The organism is Sphingobacterium prati, assembly GCF_013167215.1.
Lineage (GTDB): Bacteria > Bacteroidota > Bacteroidia > Sphingobacteriales > Sphingobacteriaceae > Sphingobacterium > Sphingobacterium prati.
This window is the reverse complement of sequence record NZ_JABJWY010000024.1, coordinates 349,853-366,709: the sequence shown is the minus strand read 5'-3', so window position 1 is coordinate 366,709 and position 16,857 is coordinate 349,853. Positions and strand designations below refer to the sequence as shown.

Below are 16,857 nucleotides of genomic sequence, written 5' to 3'. Positions count from 1 at the left end.
ATGCTATCTTAACCTAAAAGCACATGAATAATCAAAAAAAAGAAGAGCTGCAGCGCCTGCTGTGGATGGCTAACGTACAAGGATTTTATCCGGATAAACCCGCGGTCGAATTGGAGGCTGGCTATCAGCGGTGGCAAGGGCACCGCCAACAGTTTGCACAGCTGGACAGGGATTTTTCGCCTGAAAATATTCGGCATGGATCTCCTAACCTTGAGCTCGCTTCTTTGTCCGGCAGCCTAGTATTTACCTTTCATTATGGCCCATATCGTCTGGTGCCACGTTATCTGGTCGCAGCAGGATACTCACTCACGATAGTAGTCTCGGATGCAGTGCTAGACAGAGAGCGCAGGCGATATGCACGTGATCTCGACGCGATGGGCTTGCCAGCAGATAGGCTCGAATGTCTGGAAGCGAGTAACGCAATGGTCATACGCAAGATGCTTCAGGCCATTTCCAACAATCGACTGATTCTCGTATTCTTGGATGCGAATGAATCAGTCGGCGGCAATGAAAGTAAAGAGGAGCAGGGGCGACTGCGGGTCTCTTTCGGTGCAAGCTACTTTTACTGGCGTAGTAACCTGCTCAAGCTTGCACATCGATTTGGACTGCCTGTCTACGCCATCCATCTCAGTCCAAAAGTTCATCATGCCGCACCAGCCTGGCAGATGGGGGATCCGCTCACCGTATTAAGCCCAGCTGATAGGAATAATCCCATAGCGATCTTAAATGCCTTTACCAAATTGCAGGAATTTTTTCATGCAATGATGCAAATAGATTGGACTGCCTGGGAAAACTGGGGGCTGATGCACCATTATAAGGGATTTGACGAGCGGACCGGATTAGGCATAAGGTGCAATGGAAGCTGGATGGTTCCTTTTTCCTTTGCGGATAAAGGTTATCTATTTGACTTGTCTAGAAAGATTTTTTATGAAATTGTTCTTAAAAAGAATGAAAATTTCTAATTTAGGTTAAAACTTAACCGAATTTCATATGAACATTTTTTCATTCAATCTGGATTTTTTCAATCAGTTGCATTACAGATTCTTACTTGGAGTCACATTATTTGGCGTATTGCTGGCCATCATATTCAAAGATGTGTGGTTAAATCATCCGCTGATCATCTATTTACTGTTAATAATTCCGTATATATTCTATTTTGCGGTCTGTTTTATGACTTTTCATATCGTCAGGCTGCAGAAATATAGGCTCTGGTTTCTATTGCTGCCTGGTGTCGTACTGCTTGTATTGGTTTATCCTGTCATAAAATGGTATTATTATAGTTTTCTGACTGCACACGGCGTAGTGCTCTATTTCCCTTGGAAGGATGGGGATGCGCAAAAGCTATTTATTAAAATCGTTCGTGGGCTTTCGTTCGTGCTGCTTATCCTTGGACTCGATACCTTTTTTTGGCAAAAGAAACAAAAATCAGTAAAAATAAATGAACTTCAGCTCGCAGTAAAAGATATTTCTGATAATGCACTGCTGTCGGGACATTTTTTGTTTAAACTTTACCAATTTTCAGTAGAGAAGAAAATTGTGTTTGACCTTACAGTACTGGATTTCTTCCAATACATCATCAATAAGATCGCCATGCGTGATAGTCGGGTAGCGTTGGATGAGGAATGGGCTTATTTCAAACAATTGGTGGATATATGCGTGCATCGTAAAATAGAGATCAAAGGAGAGGAGCTTGTCCCAGCTTATATCTGGAACAGGTCTGTCCCTACGCTTTCGCTGATGACCTGGATTGAAAATGCAGTTTCTTATAGCCCGATAGGTAAATCGTTCCCTATTGTTATCGAGTGGATACGGGAAAAGGATGCAACCGTTTTTACAGTACGTAATCGTATTGCGGGCAGAAATGGAGAGAAGGGAACCGGCAGGGGGCTGATACTGGTCAATCGTCTTTTTGAGTCTTTACAAAAAGACAGGGTAAATGTTGCGTATCGTATTGAGGAGGAAAAGTATTTTGTGGTGGAATTAAAATTTATGAATTAATTATGCCTAAGTATAGTATCGTCGTGGTCGACGACGACAGATCGGATGCCAACAAGGTTGTCGATCAGATCTTAAAATTAAAAGATATCCACAAAATAGGGGATTTTGAAGATGTCAGAGTTTTTGAGAATGGAAAGGATGCGCTCAACTACCTGATGCGCAATAAGGTGGATATTCTCTTTCTGGACATACAGATGCCTGAGCTCTCAGGATTTGAGCTCTATAAGGTATTGCCGCAGCAGATGCGTCCGGCACTGGTTTTTGTTACGGCCTATGCTGAGTTTGCGCTCGATAGCTACAAATTGGATGCCTGCGATTACCTCATGAAAAATGTCAGTTTTGAAGCTATATTCCTTGCATTAAACAAATGTCTAAAACGATTAGGTGCGCCAATCATGCTTGCTCCTGCGGTACAGCGCGAATATTATGTCTACGAAGTCAAAGACTCCCGCAGTAAAAGAGTCTTGAAATATCGGGATATCGTCTATATCCAGAGCATAGACAATTATGTGGAGATAGTGACCCGCAATGAGCGGCTGATCTGCAGAATTACCATGGAGGAGATAGAAGAAAATATGCCGATTTCTTATTACGCACGTATCCATCGGGGATACATTGTCAACTTCAATTTTGTCAAGAATATTGATGGTGCCGAGCTATGGCTCACTGAAGGTGAAAAAGTTAGTCTTCCAATCAGTAGGACGCGCAGAAAAAATATTGCTGGAATGGGAAAATCGGCTGAATAACCCGTCTTTTATAAACCCTAAATAAATCTGTATGCGTAAAAATCAGTATCTCAGGGGCTTTTCCATAAGCTCCGGGCATTCCTTTGCCCAAAAATTGGTCTTGGTGGAACTACTGGCAGTAAAACGTCAGCTGGCTACCTATCTCGACTTGCGGGAGCAGCTAGAAGCGGAAAATGTCGTGCTTCGCGATGCGGAGTATGTCAAATCGCATGTCGGTATCTCAACTGAGACACTCTATCGGCTCCAGCGCGATGGCTATATCTGTATAGCCAAACGAGAACGCAATAAGCGTTATTATCGGGATGTGGATGTAGAGCGGCTACGGCTTAGCTACCGTGGGTTGTAGGTACTGCTCGATCAATTGATTTTTACCTGTACGCGGATTACTTTCTTCGGGCGTCTCTCTGGTCGGGGAGACGTTTTTTTATTGCGGTGTAACCTCCCTTATGATCAGCTGGGCTAGGAATGAATATTTTTCTGCAATGGGGGGCAATATCTTATAGCGGCTTTTGAATAAATTATATTTTTGTAAATTGACCTATCAAATGCTAACGATGGATAGTTTAATCGATTATATCTTGCGATTTGGTGATCTCAATACGTCGGAGATCGCATCAATCAAAGCAAGTGCTACGCAAATAGAATTGAAAAAGGGAGAATATTTTTCAGAGGCCGGGGCAGTGCCCAGACAGGTGGGTTTTGTCGTGCAGGGCGTGCTAAGGGGCTGTTATTATAATCAGGCAGGAGAAGATATCACACGCTGTTTTATTGCTGAAGATAGCCTGGCAGCGGATTACCTTAATCTGGAATCGCACCAAATCTCGACCGAATATATTCAAGCCTGTACGGACTGCAAATTAATTGTTTTTTCAAAGGCACAATGGGAGGGATTATCCCATACCGTTGCCGCATGGGACACCATAAAAAATAAAATGGTGCAACTCTGTATGTATCAAAAATCAAGAAAAGGACCCGTGGTATCGCAGGATGCTTCTTCCCGCTATCTTGAATTTTTGAAAAATTATCCTGATGTCATGCTCCGTGTGCCACTCCGTTATATCGCATCTTATCTGGGGGTGACGCAGCAATCCCTGAGCAGAATACGTAAAAATATCACTTGATGCATTTTTTACCATTTGGTAAAGAAATATTTTGGGGACTGTTATAATATTGCTTTCAGATTTTAAATATAAAAAAGATGAAAACAGTACTTATTACAGGTGCCAACAAAGGCATTGGATTTGAAACAGCGCGGCAATTACTGGAGCAGGGCTTTTACGTCTATTTGGGGAGTAGAAGTTTACAAAATGGGCTGGATGCCGTAAAAAAGTTGGCTGCATCAGGGCTTACACATGTAGAGGCTATTGCACTGGATGTGACCAGCCTGCGCTCAGTAAAAGAAGCGCGTGATCAGATCGCTGAAAAAACAGCTGTACTTGACATATTGATCAACAATGCCGGGATTAATGGCGATGCGCCCTACACCGCCTTGGAGGCTAGCGAGGATCAGTTTTTGGCGACTTTTGATACCAACGTCATTGGCGTATCCCGGGTTACCCAGCATTTCCTTCCCTTGCTGCAACAATCGGATCAACCCCGTATTGTGAATGTGAGTACCAGTGTTGGCTCGCTTTCGTTGCAAAGCAATCCGGAATGGCCTGCCTATGACTACGCGAAGTATGCCGTCTATGCTGCCTCCAAAGCTGCACTAAACATGTATACCATACACCTGGCCTATGAGCTGCGTAATACAAACTTTAAGATCAATGCCGTATGCCCGGGGTATACAAAAACGGATTTCACAGGCCATAATGGGGGTGAGGTTGAGCAGGCTGCTGGCAGGATCATCAAATATGCACTGATCGATGAACATGGCCCCTCCGGCAGATTCTTTAGTGAGGAAACGAACCCTGGCTCGGGTGAAATTCCATGGTAATGTGCGCTTGATAAAAATGTCGGTTGGATGCTTGTATTCCCCAAAGGAGACAACCCGACTGACACAATAAATGGATAAGCCGTTTGACATCTTGTGAAACGGTTTTTTTATGCTGGATCACCCGATACCAGCGGTGCTCAATGAATGGCTTTCTCGTAATAGTTTCAACTCTTCGGTTATTCGCCCGACTGCCCAATATTCTTCGGACTTTCTCCTGACCAACTCCTGCCTTTGCGGCAATTTCCATCGAAATGGCATCGGGATTTCATCGGAAAAATAGCATCCAAACCCGATGAAAATTCGATGAGAACCCGATGAAAGGTGGGAGCTGATTGGGAGTTAACTGCCTGTTGATTCATCTCCAATACCGCTAAAACTTGCGCTCTTTTTTCAAGTTTTGTGCTTCAAAACAGCCGTCATATTTCGTTGTATTCGGTCGGTGATCGGTCTACTTTTCGATACCCGTCGGTCAGTCTTCGGTCTACCATTCTATGTCTATTTGTTTCTGATTTAAAGTGTTTTATGTTTGTTATGTCAATCACAAGTACCGGTATGTAAAAGTGATGATTTAAACAAATGGGAACTATTGTAAATGGAGCAAATGGAGGCTTTAAGGGTAAAGCCGGCTCAATAATCGGAAGTAGTTGGAAGAGTATCAACTACATTAAGGGGCTTTATAAAAAAAGATCAAAGCCCGCAACAGAAGCACAGATGATGCAGCAGGAAAAATTCAAAACACTGATGCGATTTCTGCTGCCCATCAACTTCTTTTTAAAGATCGGATTTGGCCGTAAAAATACGGAAAAATTGACACCGATCAACGCGGCGTTTCAATTTAACTTGAACCAGGCAATCGCCGGCGTCTATCCGGACTATACCTTGGATTATTCCAAGATCAGTATCTCGGATGGTGGCCTGTACGGCGGTGGAACTGTTGGCGTGTCGTATGACGCGGGTGACCTCACCTTCATCTGGAGTACAGATGCAAGCGAGACGTTCGAGACTTTTGAAGATGATATTGTCTATGTATTGGCTTATCATCCCGAGAAAGACGAATTTATATCCACACCTACGCCAAGTTCCCGTGCGGCTGGTACGGTGTCATTTACAGTGCCCGAGCATCTGGCGACGGGTGCTGTACATACCTGGCTGTTTTTGTCCAATCGGTCGAAAACCAAGGTGTCCAAAAGCGTGTATCTAGGCGAGGTACAGCTAATCTAAATTAAACTGGGTTGGGCCATGCTGGCTCAGCCCATATTATACCACGTATTATGGCTAATAAAACTATCAGTCCTGCTCAGCAGCGGGTACGGGCTGCCTTTAAAGTGGGGGCTGCATTTCTGGCACCCTTAAATGGATTGATCAAAAAAGGCTTTGCCGAAATGGCTAAACGAAAGAATTCACTTGCATCGGGACTCGCACTGGGCTATACATTGCAAATGGCAATTAAATATGAAACAGATGGTCCGGTTGTCGATCCTGCTTTGGTGCGGTTGAGTGAAGGTTCGCTGTGGGGTGTCGTAAATGGGCAGGTGCATCGTTACGTCGATCGCATTGAAGTGGCCCATGAAATGCAATTCTCGAGCTTAGTTAATCATGACGACCGGCTGATCCTCTGTGCTTACCAAGTAGAGAAAGGCTATGCCTTTGTCAATGAGCAGATCTGGCAACGGCGGGAGGGTAAGGTCGTCGTTCCGATCCCGGAAGGTTTCCAGGACGATGGATTCCATCTCTATTTGCTGGTCTCAAACAGGAAGGGTTCAAAGTATTCACGCTCATTGTATTTGGGCTATTCAACGAAATGAAAACGAAACATATCCTGCTGCTCCAACGGAAATATGGAGCTAAGGGAACAAATGGAACCATCACCTACAAAGGGGAGCTGATCTGTCATACGATTGAACTTCCGGATAGAAATAATATCCCGCGTATCAGCTGTATTCCTATCGGGCAGTATAAACTGCAAAAGCGCCGCTACCCAAAGCATGGCGAGCAGATTGGTATTCCAATGGTGCTCGGCCGCGAAGCGATCCTGATCCATGCCGCCAACAATGCATTGCGTGAATTGCAGGGTTGTATCGCTCCGGTCACCACCTTAACAGGTGAAGGTACAGGCGATCACAGTGGTAAAGCGCTGGCGAAGTTGAAAGCGCTGGTGTATAGCTTGTGGGACCAAGGCGCAGAGGTTTATTTGAATATTCGATAGAAATTGGGAGGACATGAATTGGCTACTGCATTCCTTTGTGCCATCTTCTTAACAATCTGACGGCATAAATCAAACTCGCTGTGCTCAGACAATGATTTATGCTACCGTCATATTGCGTCAGCGATAGGCAGTCGAAATGCTATGCTTTCAATTCCTTGTCCTCCTTTATTGCTCGAATAAAAGTGGGCAGGATGAGCGATCAGCAGCTTCATATTCCGACTGCAAATTGATGAAGTCCCATGGTGTAAAAAATGAATTCCTGCCTGAACGAAGTGAGTTTGAATTCATTTAGCCATTGGGCAATAGCAATTGCATCAAGGAATATAGCGAATGATCACCGTCCTGTCTATTTAAAAGTAATGACCATGAAAAAAATCTTAAATAAAATCGGACAGGTGCTGCAGGTGGTCCTTCTGGCGCCGGTCAAACTGCCCGGAAAGGCAGCAAATATATTGAAATACATTGCACTGGGGCTGGGGATCGTGGAGACGGTCTTGGAAGAGGATAAGCCACCTCCTGAAAAGTATTCTGATGAGGGCACCGAGCATACATCAAGCGGCGAATCTCGCGGATCCACAGGCTCTCCGGTGGATGATGACGAGCTGCCGGTAATGCCCAAGGAAAGGAGCGAAGCCGATGAAACTGAATGATATCCGCATCTCCGCGATCGGTGGTACGCTTTGCTCCATCTGGGCAAGTATCTCGCTGGGCGATGTACTGCAAACTGCTTTAACAGCCGCTTTGGGGACCTTGGTCAGTTTCGCCACGAGTAGGCTACTGGGAAGGTGGAATAACAAGACCGGCAATAAGAAACGTTAGACAGTGCTCTGAAGACGTCTCCTAAAATTGGGAGGCGTCTCTTATGCCTGATAACTATAATTGACCATGGTACCAAAGATGGACTGCTGTCAGCATGAGCATTTTAAAGATTTATTGACAGGATCGGATCAAAAAATGATCGATCAGTTAAAATTCACCTTGCGAGATTCAAAATAGGTAATGGGAATCATAAAAATAAAGCCGTTTGAGATCTCCCAAACGGCTCCGTCACCCGGAGATGACTGATATAATAAAACAAACAACAGCGAATTATTGCTCTGGATAAAGTGTAAACTGAAACAGATGGCTTGATTCCAGGTATTTCTGCGCCAATTCTTTCACCTTTGCAGGGGTAATGGACTTAATCTGCTCGCTTTCATTAAAAATACGCGCCGGATCAAGCTGATCAACCGCACTGCTCAACAGGTAGGACAGCCAGAAACCATTGTATTGCAACTGCTGACTGCTGCTCAGGAGTTTTTCTGCAATGTATTTATCAACATCTTCCTGCGATGGCCCATTCTTACGGATCAGTTCGATCTCTTCGAGGGCGGCGGCCACTAATTTGTCAACTTGCTCGGGTGCTGTTGTAAAGGATATATTCATGCCAAACCGCTTCCGTGGATTTTTGGCAAGTGAAGGTGATACGCTAATGGAATAAATACCGCCTTCTTTCTCCCGTAGCCGCTCCGTCAGCTTAATCGTTAGGCTGCTTGACAGTGCGTCCATCAGCAGATTATTGTACTCGCTGTAATCTTCATAGGTGCCCAGATAGGCCATTGCTACAGTGGATTTCTCTTCTTTCCCCTTATAAATAGCGCGGCGGATACCCTGCTGCGGCGGATAAGCACCATTGTCCACGAACGATTCCTTGCGTTTGATATTGGGTAATGTGGCTAGATATTGTTTGATATAGGGATCTATAAAGGGACGGTCAAAATTGCCGACAATCACAAATGTAAAATCTGAGGCATCTGCAAATCTGTCTTTATAGATTTCGAAGGAGCGGTCAAAATCAATTTCCTCGATTTTTTGTAAAGTTGGCGCAGTTTTACGTGGGTCGTTGTTGTACAAAGCAGCGGCAATAGAATCTGTGAAAAATGTACTGGCTTGTTGCTGTCTATTTTTGAGGGACAGTTTTGTTTTTTCAAGATTGGTTTTATTGATATCCTTATCCAGACGGGGGACCGTGAAATAACCGTACAATAGCTCAAATGCTGTTTGTAGATCTTCACGATTGGATTGTGCTTTAATACCTTCGCCGATTTCATTGATGAAGGGGCTGGCCGTGGCATTCTTACCATTAAGGTAATGGGAGAGCTGTAGCGAATTAAAAGGACCCAATCCACTATTGGTGACGATATTGACAGCATTGGTTGCGGACTGGAAATCTTTAAGTGCATACTGAGAATACCCGCCAGGACTATAAGAGGTCAGCAGGATTTCGTCGTTTTTTAATGTTGTGGGCTTTAGGATAACCTTGGCACCATTACTCAGCAAAAGGGTCTGTGTACCTACTTTCTTATCTTCCTGCTCACTGATGATCTTTCCCGGCTGTGGTAGGCCTGGCAATAGCTGATCTGCGAGTTGTTCTTCTTGATAGGCACTTACCTGTTGTTTTGACGCCCTACTGATCCAGTCGTTCAATATAGACTCGTTGGGAACTGCTTTAATATCGTCATTATAAATCAACACCATATCGCGATTCTGATGACCTTCAAATTCTTTGCCATAGGTCAGGATATCGGTCATACGGATTTCCTCAAGTGCTTGGAGCAGGATAGGCTGCAAAAATTGAAAGGAAGGTGCGGGTTCTCCTTTGAGGTAGTGGGCCAGGATCTGATCCATAAAGGATTTGGAGTCTGTCTTGTCGTATTCTTTGAGGCTCTGTATGAGCATGCTGCGGTAGTCGGACTTCAACCGATCGAGTTCAGCCTTGGTGAAGCCATGTGTAGCAATCTGGCCCAGGGTGTAGTATACGGCATTGATACTGGACTGCAGGCTGTCGGGCTTGGGCATAATCTGAATGCCATTGGTTTCGATATTGCCAACAAGCGCGCTATTGCTCAGCGATGCTGCCAGAAAAGGTGTCGCTGATTTTCGCGTTTGTTCGGCCAGACGCATATTGCAGAGCTGGACAAAGAAATCTTTGGCCAATGAGTTTTTATAGTCGCTTAGCTGCCGCGTTTTCCGTGCTTCCTGTTTATATAAAATCTGTAAGGAGCTTTGTGTGACTTCGGGATCGGTGAATGCCAAAAATTGGTTCTTGCCGTTTAAAGAAATCGGGTAGCTTTTGGATTGCGGGGCGTTCTTTGGATTTTTTAATCCCGAAAACTGGGTTACAATCTCTTTTTCGATCGCATTGACGTCGATATCGCCGACGACGATCAGCGCCTGTAGCTCAGGGCGGTACCAGTCTTTGTGAAACTGCCGGATCTCTTGGTGTTTAAAGTTGTTGAGCACTTCATCGGTTCCGATTGGCATACGGGATGCGTAACGCGATTGGTTGGTCAATAAGGGAAATGTTTTTTCCTGCAGGCGGTGGGAAAGTCCACCCCGTTGCCGTTTCTCCTCGAGGATCACACCGCGCTCCTGATCGATTTCATCATCTTCGAGCAAAGCGCCATTCGCCCAGTCGCGCATAATCAGGATACCTTGGCGCAAAAGTACCGGATCTGTGGTCGGTAAGGGTAATTGGTACACAGTCTCTTCAAACCCAGTATAAGCATTGAGATCAGCGCCAAAACGGATTCCTGATTTTTGTAAATAGTTTACGAGCGCATTTTTCGGAAAATGGGTTGTCCCATTGAAATTCATATGTTCCAAAAAGTGGGCAAGCCCTTGCTGTTTGTCGGTTTCCTGTAGCGAGCCTACTTTGTTGGCCAGATAGAACAGTGCGCGTTCTTTGGGTTCGCTATTCCGTAGGATAAAATATTGAAAACCGTTGGCCAGTTTTCCCACCTTAATAGCGGGGTCAAGGGGGATAGACTTATTGGATCTGACGGAATGTTCAGTCTTTGCCTTTTGGGCATAGGTAAATGTTGGTGCAGCCGATCCAACGGATAGGGCCAGAAGTGTAAAAAATAGGGTTGTATGTCGCATGTTTTAAATATTTTTACGGTTTTGTTCTAATAATTCAAGTACCTTTTCTTTCTGGATCAGTACCATTCCATGTTTGTCGCTGCTGATTCCTTTTTCGGACCGGTAGCTGTAATAGGGGACTTGTCCGCGCATCTGGGTAGGCATATAGACAAACTGAACAGAACTATCTTCCTGCTGCAGCTGCTGGCCTACTTCAACAATGTGTGTGGAGATCAGGTACTGGCAATTGTGGTGTTGCTGGAATGCGCGTGTGACCGTAAGGGTGGCTTCAAAAGCATCCTTGACATTAGTCCCCTTGAAGAGTTCATCAAAAATCACAACCATATTTTTCCTTTGATTGACATACTCGGCCACCTTTTTGACACGGAGCACCTCAGCATAATAGTGGCTATGGCCCATATCGATGTCGTCCGACACGTTGATGGAACTGTATAAGCCCTCTTTTACGGAAAATAGCATCCTCTTAGCGGGCACCGGAAGGCCTAGATGGGCAAGGTAAATGGCAATGCCAAAGCTCTTCATATAGGTGGATTTGCCCGCCATATTTGCCCCGGTCAGAAAGATGAGGTTCTTCTCGCGATCAAAATGCAGGTCATTGCCCACGGCATTGGGAATGGTCGGATGATAGACATTTTCGAGCAGAATATGTTGTCTTTCTGCCGGAAGGACTTCAGCCCGCACAAAACCCTGCGCATTGGCAACGGAAGCAATAGACTGATAAAGATCGATGTGATAGACTGCAGAGAGGCTCTGCTGAATCTCTTTGGACCACTTGTGCCGCAACTGATAATCACAGCTTGCTGTCAAACCTAGGGGGATACCCTCAGCATGGGATTCGATTTTCTGCTGTAGCTGTACCAGCTGGCCATATTCCTCGCGCAACCACGATTGGTCAAAGATGCTTCCCTGGAGCAGGCCTGTGTTGTCCTGCTGTTGAAGTTCGGATAGATAACCGGCCAAATGCAGCATAATCCGAAGGGTGGTGCGAATACCGGACTCCAGGTATTTCTTTTCTTCTTTTAAACCCAGGCTGGCCAGCAGCTTGCGGCGGCCTGCATGGGCGAGGGTCAAGGCAAAGCCTTGATCCGAATAGCTGTTGGTAAAACTCTGTGCAATATCCAGATCATCTGCGTTGATCTGGAAGATATGCGGTAAACTCCTGAAAAATGAAACCAGCGCTGCCTGTCTATCAATGGCATCAGGGGTGGTAAAAGGCTGCTGAAACAGTTTTTCCAGCAGCAGCTCCCCGCCAAAGGTCTCGGTCTTATTGTAAAGTGAAAAGATGGAATCGCGTTTATATTTACCGGAAATATTGAGATCCTGAAGTGTTTGTTTATCAATGATGAAACTCATAAGCCCGTTTGTTTTTGAGAAGTTAATAAATCAATGATGCCTTCGTTTTCTATGATGATCATTCCATGCCTGTCTGCCGAAATCCCCTGTTGCAGCTTATAGCTGTAGCTTGGCTTGCCTTGTACCATGGTTGTGGGTAGAAAAACAAATTTGATATCGGGATACGCGTGCATCAGCTGCTCTCCGGCTTCGAGAATATGGGTGGATAGTACAAATTGACATCTGGGATGATGATATAGTCTGGAGACCACTTCAACGGTACCTTCAAAGGCATCCTTGACATTGGTACCCCGAAACATCTCATCGAAAATGACGAAAAGCCGGCGCCCCTCAGCAAGCTGCTGGGCGACCTTCTTGATGCGCAATACCTCGGCGAAAAAATGGCTATAGCCCATGGCGATATTGTCGGGCAGGTTGATCGAGGTAAAAATCCCGTCCCGAGGACTGAATACCAAACGTTTTGCCGGCACTGGAAAGCCGACATGTGCCAAATAAAGTGCAATACCCAACGACTTCATAAAGGTGGACTTACCGGCCATATTGGCCCCGGTCAGGAAGGTGATATTGTGTAAGATGTCCATACTATGGTCGTTGCCTTTGGCATTCCTGACCAGTGGATGAAATACACCTTCATAGATCAGGTGTTGATCCTTACTGCTATCGACAAGTGGAAGGACGAAATGCCGCTCGTTGGCGACGCGGGCAACACTCAGGTAAACGTCAAAGGTATAGATGTCACGAAGGATATTTAATAAGAGGTCTTTTTCCTCGAAGCGGAGGATATTGTCGTATTGAATGACCGTATCACGCTTTAGCGGCTCTTTTTCTTTGAGCAGCGGAACCTGGTCTAATCCACTGTTCTCAAATTTGAGAGACCACTTTTTTAGTTCTTCCCGATAGTTATCTTCAGTGCCGGTGCTGGAATGGATAAGCTCTTTCCAGCAGTGCATGATTTTGCTGCAGGCGATAATGCCGGCAATCACTTTTTTGTAGTCGGTATCGCCACCGGCAAATTGCTGAAAGCGTTCTTTAAAAGTCAGATTTCCCGCTTGCAGGCGGCTACGCTCATCGGCCATATCCAGATAAAATAGGGCCTGGTCAAACCAGCTGGACTGGAAGGGGAATTGCATAGGCTGCTCCATAAAATATTGAATGGTAGCCGTACGCCGGCCAATGGCGGTAGCATCTGAAAGCGGATAATTGAACCATTCTTCCAGAAGTTCGGCTCCGCCCGAGGTGGCGGTTTTGTTGTAGAGACCAAAGATGGACTCTGTACCCCTGGCAGCAAAGATCGAGAGGTCGTCCCGCGTCTGTTTGTCTATGAATAATCCCATAATTAACGCCCCCTTCTTCTGATCCAGATAATGATACCAGCACCCAACATGCCCAGTGGTATGATGTATTTGATTAGCAATTCAATGTATGTCCAGCTGCTTTCGCCGATCCGTAGGCTTTTATCAATCGAATCGGGTAGACGCATATCCACAGGGACTTCGCCATCACTAAGCCAGGAGAAAGCTGCGCTGACCAACGAAAAGTTGGAGGCATTGACCTGATTGCGTTTGATGAAAAGTTCGCTGTTGCTGATCCAGTCGGCATCTCCGGTGACCAGGATTTTTTGTTCTTTATGGCCGACTTTTCGGGATAGGGCCACGACTGTTGGGCGGCTTCCCTCATGCTCGCCGGCAGCGGCGTTGACAGCTGGTTTGTTGTCAATGAAATTAAGGTTTTCAAGCTCATTCCAGGTCCCGGTCGTATCCGAGGTAAAAAGTACCTTGGATTGGAACGGCGATTGTGGCGATACCAGGATACCAGCTGTACCGGACATCGTGATGACCTCTTCGCGGCGGGTCATTGGTTGGAGGTAATAGGAAAAATCCTCGCCCGTCTTGGTCGGTTTGAGTGTCAACAGGTCTGGTTGTAAGGCTTCTTGCTGTTTGACCAGTACGCCAGGTTCTAAGGTAACGCCCAATGGCGATGCGATGCGGTTGAAAATAGCTTCTTGCCCCGGCTCTCCGGCGAGCATCATATTGCGGCCGCTGGCGATATAGGCATGCAGGTTGGATAATTCCCGGTCATTGTAGGCCTGGCGCGGTTCGGCAATAATCAAGATATTGATGTTTTCGGGAACTGGCTTTGAAAGGTCAATTTCTTTGAAATCAAAACCTTGGTTGATCATCGAATAACGGAAGGTCTTTTCCTGAGTGATAGTCTTATAACCGCGGTCCTGTGTAGAGTTGCTGTTGCGCTCGCCATGTCCCGATACAAAGCCCACCACAGGTAGCTCATCCATGACCAGACGTTTGATGGCAGCGCTGATTTCGGATTCGAACGGCACGCGTTGCATGTCATCGTAAACACGTAAGAAGGTCTTCCGCCCATTTTCACGTTCCAGTACACGTACAAAACGATAGTTTTCCGAAGAGAGGTCTACTTGTTTTTTGATGGCCTCATAAGGAAGGATATCAAAATTCCATTTATTGAATTTCCGCAGGGTGTCCAAACGCTGTTCGGCATCGAGTTTTGGAAACTGTCGGTCGAGAATGGGATTCTCGGTCTGATGGTAGTAATACACATATTCCATCTCTATTTCGGGCTTGAAACGGATGTATTTCTCAAACGAGCCTACATCACTTTTGTAGGCGGAAGGGAGTCCGATAAAACTATTTCCATCAAGCATATTGACGTAGGTGGTGATCTTAAATCCACCGTTCAGTTTTCCCATGATAGCTTGGCTACTGGGGCGTAGGGTATTGCTTTTTCGGTAGGTGCTGTCATAATATAATTTGACAAAAGGCAGGGTGGTCAGGTATCCGACAAAGAACACCGCAAAGGTGATACCGCCAAATTTCAGTAGGTTTTTGCCTATCGACTGTTTCTTTCTGATGGCTTGAAGACGGAATATAGAGTAGCTGACAAAAAGTACATTAACAAGAATGAAGTAAAGAATATCTTCTGTCGTGATCAAGCCTGCGATAAAGGTGTCAGCTCGGCCATTGATGGCCAGCCAATAGGTAATCTCACGAACAAAGGGAATGTCCTGCCAAAGGCCACGTGCAAAGTTCATCATCGCAAATACACAGAGTGTACCAATGGCCGCCACGATATTGTAGCTGGTCAATGACGACATAAAAAGACCCACTGCAGCATAGGCTGACAACAACAGGAAAAGTCCGAGCAGGCCCGTCATCATCGGTCCGATATCTGCATTCACCACCGTGCTCATGGTAAAAATGACCAGAATTGAGACTGATAAGGTAAGGACAAGACCAAAAAGCAGCAGTGCAATATATTTGCCGAGAATAATCTGGCTATTGGTGATGGGTGAAGAATACAATAATTTGATGGAACCACTGCTATATTCCCGGCTCATTATGCTCATCGTCAATAAGGGCATGTAGAGGTAGAGATAGGATTGTACCTTTGGATAGATACCACCCCAAGCAGATGAAAATAAGCTTTCCGTTGCATTGACAAGGTCAATTTTCATGGATTGTAGCTGGACCATACCGGCATAGGAGGCGGAAAATAAATAACCTATCTGAAAGGTAAAGATCATCAGGACAAGCCATGCGACAGGTGAGTAAAAAAGCACCTGCAGCTCTGTTTTTGCTATTTTTAATGTCGTTTTCATGTTTGAATGGAATTATACTTTTCTTCTTTTTCGTGTCATTTCGGCAAATACGTTTTCGAGCGAACTTTTTTCGGAATAGATCTCGATCAGATTCCAATTTTCCTGGACGCTTTTTTCTACTAAGGCCCCCACGAGTTCCTGTGTGTTGGTGGAGCGTATTCGAAACTTAATGTTGCCCAATGGCTCCATATCAACAAAGCCGGGAAGCTGCTGAAATGCCTCCATGGATGGGGGCGATATCAGGCTGACAACAACACTGTTGGGAGCGACTTGATTGTCAAATTCTTCAAGTGAACCCGAAAAAATCATGCGACCCTCGTGGATCATCCAGATATGATCGCAGAGCGCCTGTACTTCTTGTAGGATGTGTGTGGACAACACGACGGTACGTTCTGCTGCGATCTCGCGGATCAGGTGCCGGATGTCGAGGATCTGATTGGGATCGAGGCCATTGGTTGGCTCATCCAATACCACAAAGTCAGGCTCATGGATAATCGCCTGAGCGATACCCACCCGTTGCTGGTAGCCACCGGACAGATTTTTGAGCAGGCGGTGGCGGAAATGGGCGATGCTGCATTTTGAGAGCACACGTTCGATAGCGGCAGGAATTTTGTCGGGCGCCATCAGACGTAAGTTGGCTGTATGGGTGAGATATTCCTCCACCGTCAATTCGGGTAGCAACGGTGGCTGTTGAGGGAGAAAGCCAATGTGTTTCTTTGCTTCTACCGGATGCTGTGCCATGCTGATGCCTCGGATATAGACCTCACCGTGTGACTGGTTCACCACGCCGCACATGATATTCATGGTCGTAGATTTTCCAGCTCCATTGGCTCCTAATAGGCCATAGATGCCATTTTTTTGTACTTCAAAATTAATGTCCCGGATAGCCCATTGGACGTTGTACCGATGGGAAAGATCTACCACCTGAACAATGGGTGTGTCGTTTGCTGTGCTCATGTTATCTTTTATTTTGGTATGAGTAATCCCCGGACACTGTGTTTTTGTTGTCATGGACACAGTGCCTGCTACCAGCGGAAATACTTTGTACGCCCGCTAGCAGTAG

17 protein-coding genes are annotated in these 16,857 nt (G+C 45.7%); 12 read left to right on the top strand and 5 right to left on the bottom strand.

All coding sequences use genetic code 11. From position 1 onward, the window contains the following. Positions 1-23: 23 nt before the first annotated feature. From HPC41_RS07525 to HPC41_RS07470, 12 genes are all read left to right on the top strand, one after another. Complete coding sequence (locus tag HPC41_RS07525; protein WP_172393416.1) at positions 24-962, top strand: hypothetical protein; 939 nt, start codon at positions 24-26, stop codon at positions 960-962. 28 nt (positions 963-990) lie between these two features. After that, entirely contained in the window at positions 991-1,998 is a 1,008-nt protein-coding gene (locus HPC41_RS07520; RefSeq protein WP_172393415.1) for a histidine kinase, read from the top strand. A gap of 2 nt (positions 1,999-2,000) precedes the next feature. Beyond that, positions 2,001-2,744 carry a LytR/AlgR family response regulator transcription factor gene (locus tag HPC41_RS07515; RefSeq protein ID WP_172393414.1) on the top strand — a complete coding sequence of 248 codons (744 nt, stop codon included), beginning with the start codon at positions 2,001-2,003 and terminating at the stop codon, positions 2,742-2,744. 31 nt (positions 2,745-2,775) lie between these two features. Next, positions 2,776-3,090 carry a MerR family transcriptional regulator gene (locus HPC41_RS07510; protein ID WP_172393413.1) on the top strand — a complete coding sequence of 105 codons (315 nt, stop codon included), beginning with the start codon at positions 2,776-2,778 and terminating at the stop codon, positions 3,088-3,090. A 208-nt stretch (positions 3,091-3,298) separates the two neighbouring features. Beyond that, positions 3,299-3,865: a Crp/Fnr family transcriptional regulator gene (locus HPC41_RS07505; RefSeq protein ID WP_172393412.1), complete on the top strand. Its 567-nt coding sequence runs from the start codon at positions 3,299-3,301 to the stop codon at positions 3,863-3,865. A gap of 77 nt (positions 3,866-3,942) precedes the next feature. After that, complete coding sequence (locus HPC41_RS07500; RefSeq protein ID WP_172393411.1) at positions 3,943-4,680, top strand: SDR family oxidoreductase; 738 nt, start codon at positions 3,943-3,945, stop codon at positions 4,678-4,680. A 109-nt stretch (positions 4,681-4,789) separates the two neighbouring features. Then, positions 4,790-4,960, top strand: coding sequence for a hypothetical protein (locus HPC41_RS07495; RefSeq protein ID WP_172393410.1), 171 nt, complete (start codon positions 4,790-4,792; stop codon positions 4,958-4,960). A 296-nt stretch (positions 4,961-5,256) separates the two neighbouring features. Next, the gene (locus tag HPC41_RS07490; RefSeq protein ID WP_172393409.1) at positions 5,257-5,901 is read left to right on the top strand and encodes a DUF6266 family protein; all 645 of its coding nucleotides are present in this window, start codon (positions 5,257-5,259) and stop codon (positions 5,899-5,901) included. Between the two features lie 50 nt (positions 5,902-5,951). Further along, positions 5,952-6,485, top strand: coding sequence for a DUF6266 family protein (locus HPC41_RS07485; RefSeq protein WP_172393408.1), 534 nt, complete (start codon positions 5,952-5,954; stop codon positions 6,483-6,485). Then, a complete protein-coding gene (locus HPC41_RS07480) occupies positions 6,482-6,886 on the top strand; it encodes a DUF5675 family protein (RefSeq protein ID WP_172393407.1) in 405 nt (134 codons plus the stop codon). The genes HPC41_RS07485 and HPC41_RS07480 overlap by 4 nt, the downstream gene beginning before the upstream one ends. A gap of 251 nt (positions 6,887-7,137) precedes the next feature. Next, the gene (locus tag HPC41_RS07475; RefSeq protein ID WP_216660691.1) at positions 7,138-7,536 is read left to right on the top strand and encodes a hypothetical protein; all 399 of its coding nucleotides are present in this window, start codon (positions 7,138-7,140) and stop codon (positions 7,534-7,536) included. Further along, on the top strand, positions 7,523-7,705 hold the full coding sequence (locus HPC41_RS07470; RefSeq protein WP_172393405.1) for a hypothetical protein: 183 nt from the start codon (positions 7,523-7,525) through the stop codon (positions 7,703-7,705). Before HPC41_RS07475 ends, HPC41_RS07470 begins: the two co-directional genes overlap by 14 nt. A 270-nt stretch (positions 7,706-7,975) precedes the next feature. Here the strand turns inward: HPC41_RS07470 and HPC41_RS07465 are convergent, their stop codons facing one another. Genes HPC41_RS07465 through HPC41_RS07445 form a run of 5 tightly spaced genes read right to left on the bottom strand, consistent with a single transcriptional unit; the run spans position 7,976 to position 16,751 of the window. Then, on the bottom strand, positions 7,976-10,807 hold the full coding sequence (locus tag HPC41_RS07465) for a M16 family metallopeptidase (RefSeq protein WP_172393404.1): 2,832 nt from the start codon (positions 10,805-10,807) through the stop codon (positions 7,976-7,978). 3 nt (positions 10,808-10,810) lie between these two features. Beyond that, positions 10,811-12,160, bottom strand: coding sequence for a MutS-related protein (locus tag HPC41_RS07460; protein ID WP_172393403.1), 1,350 nt, complete (start codon positions 12,158-12,160; stop codon positions 10,811-10,813). Then, the gene (locus HPC41_RS07455; protein WP_172393402.1) at positions 12,157-13,494 is read right to left on the bottom strand and encodes a MutS-related protein; all 1,338 of its coding nucleotides are present in this window, start codon (positions 13,492-13,494) and stop codon (positions 12,157-12,159) included. Before HPC41_RS07455 ends, HPC41_RS07460 begins: the two co-directional genes overlap by 4 nt. 2 nt (positions 13,495-13,496) lie before the next feature. Further along, positions 13,497-15,794, bottom strand: coding sequence for a Gldg family protein (locus tag HPC41_RS07450; protein WP_172393401.1), 2,298 nt, complete (start codon positions 15,792-15,794; stop codon positions 13,497-13,499). 12 nt (positions 15,795-15,806) lie between these two features. Beyond that, positions 15,807-16,751, bottom strand: a complete 945-nt coding sequence (locus HPC41_RS07445; protein ID WP_172393400.1) for an ABC transporter ATP-binding protein — start codon at positions 16,749-16,751, stop codon at positions 15,807-15,809. Positions 16,752-16,857: the final 106 nt, after the last annotated feature.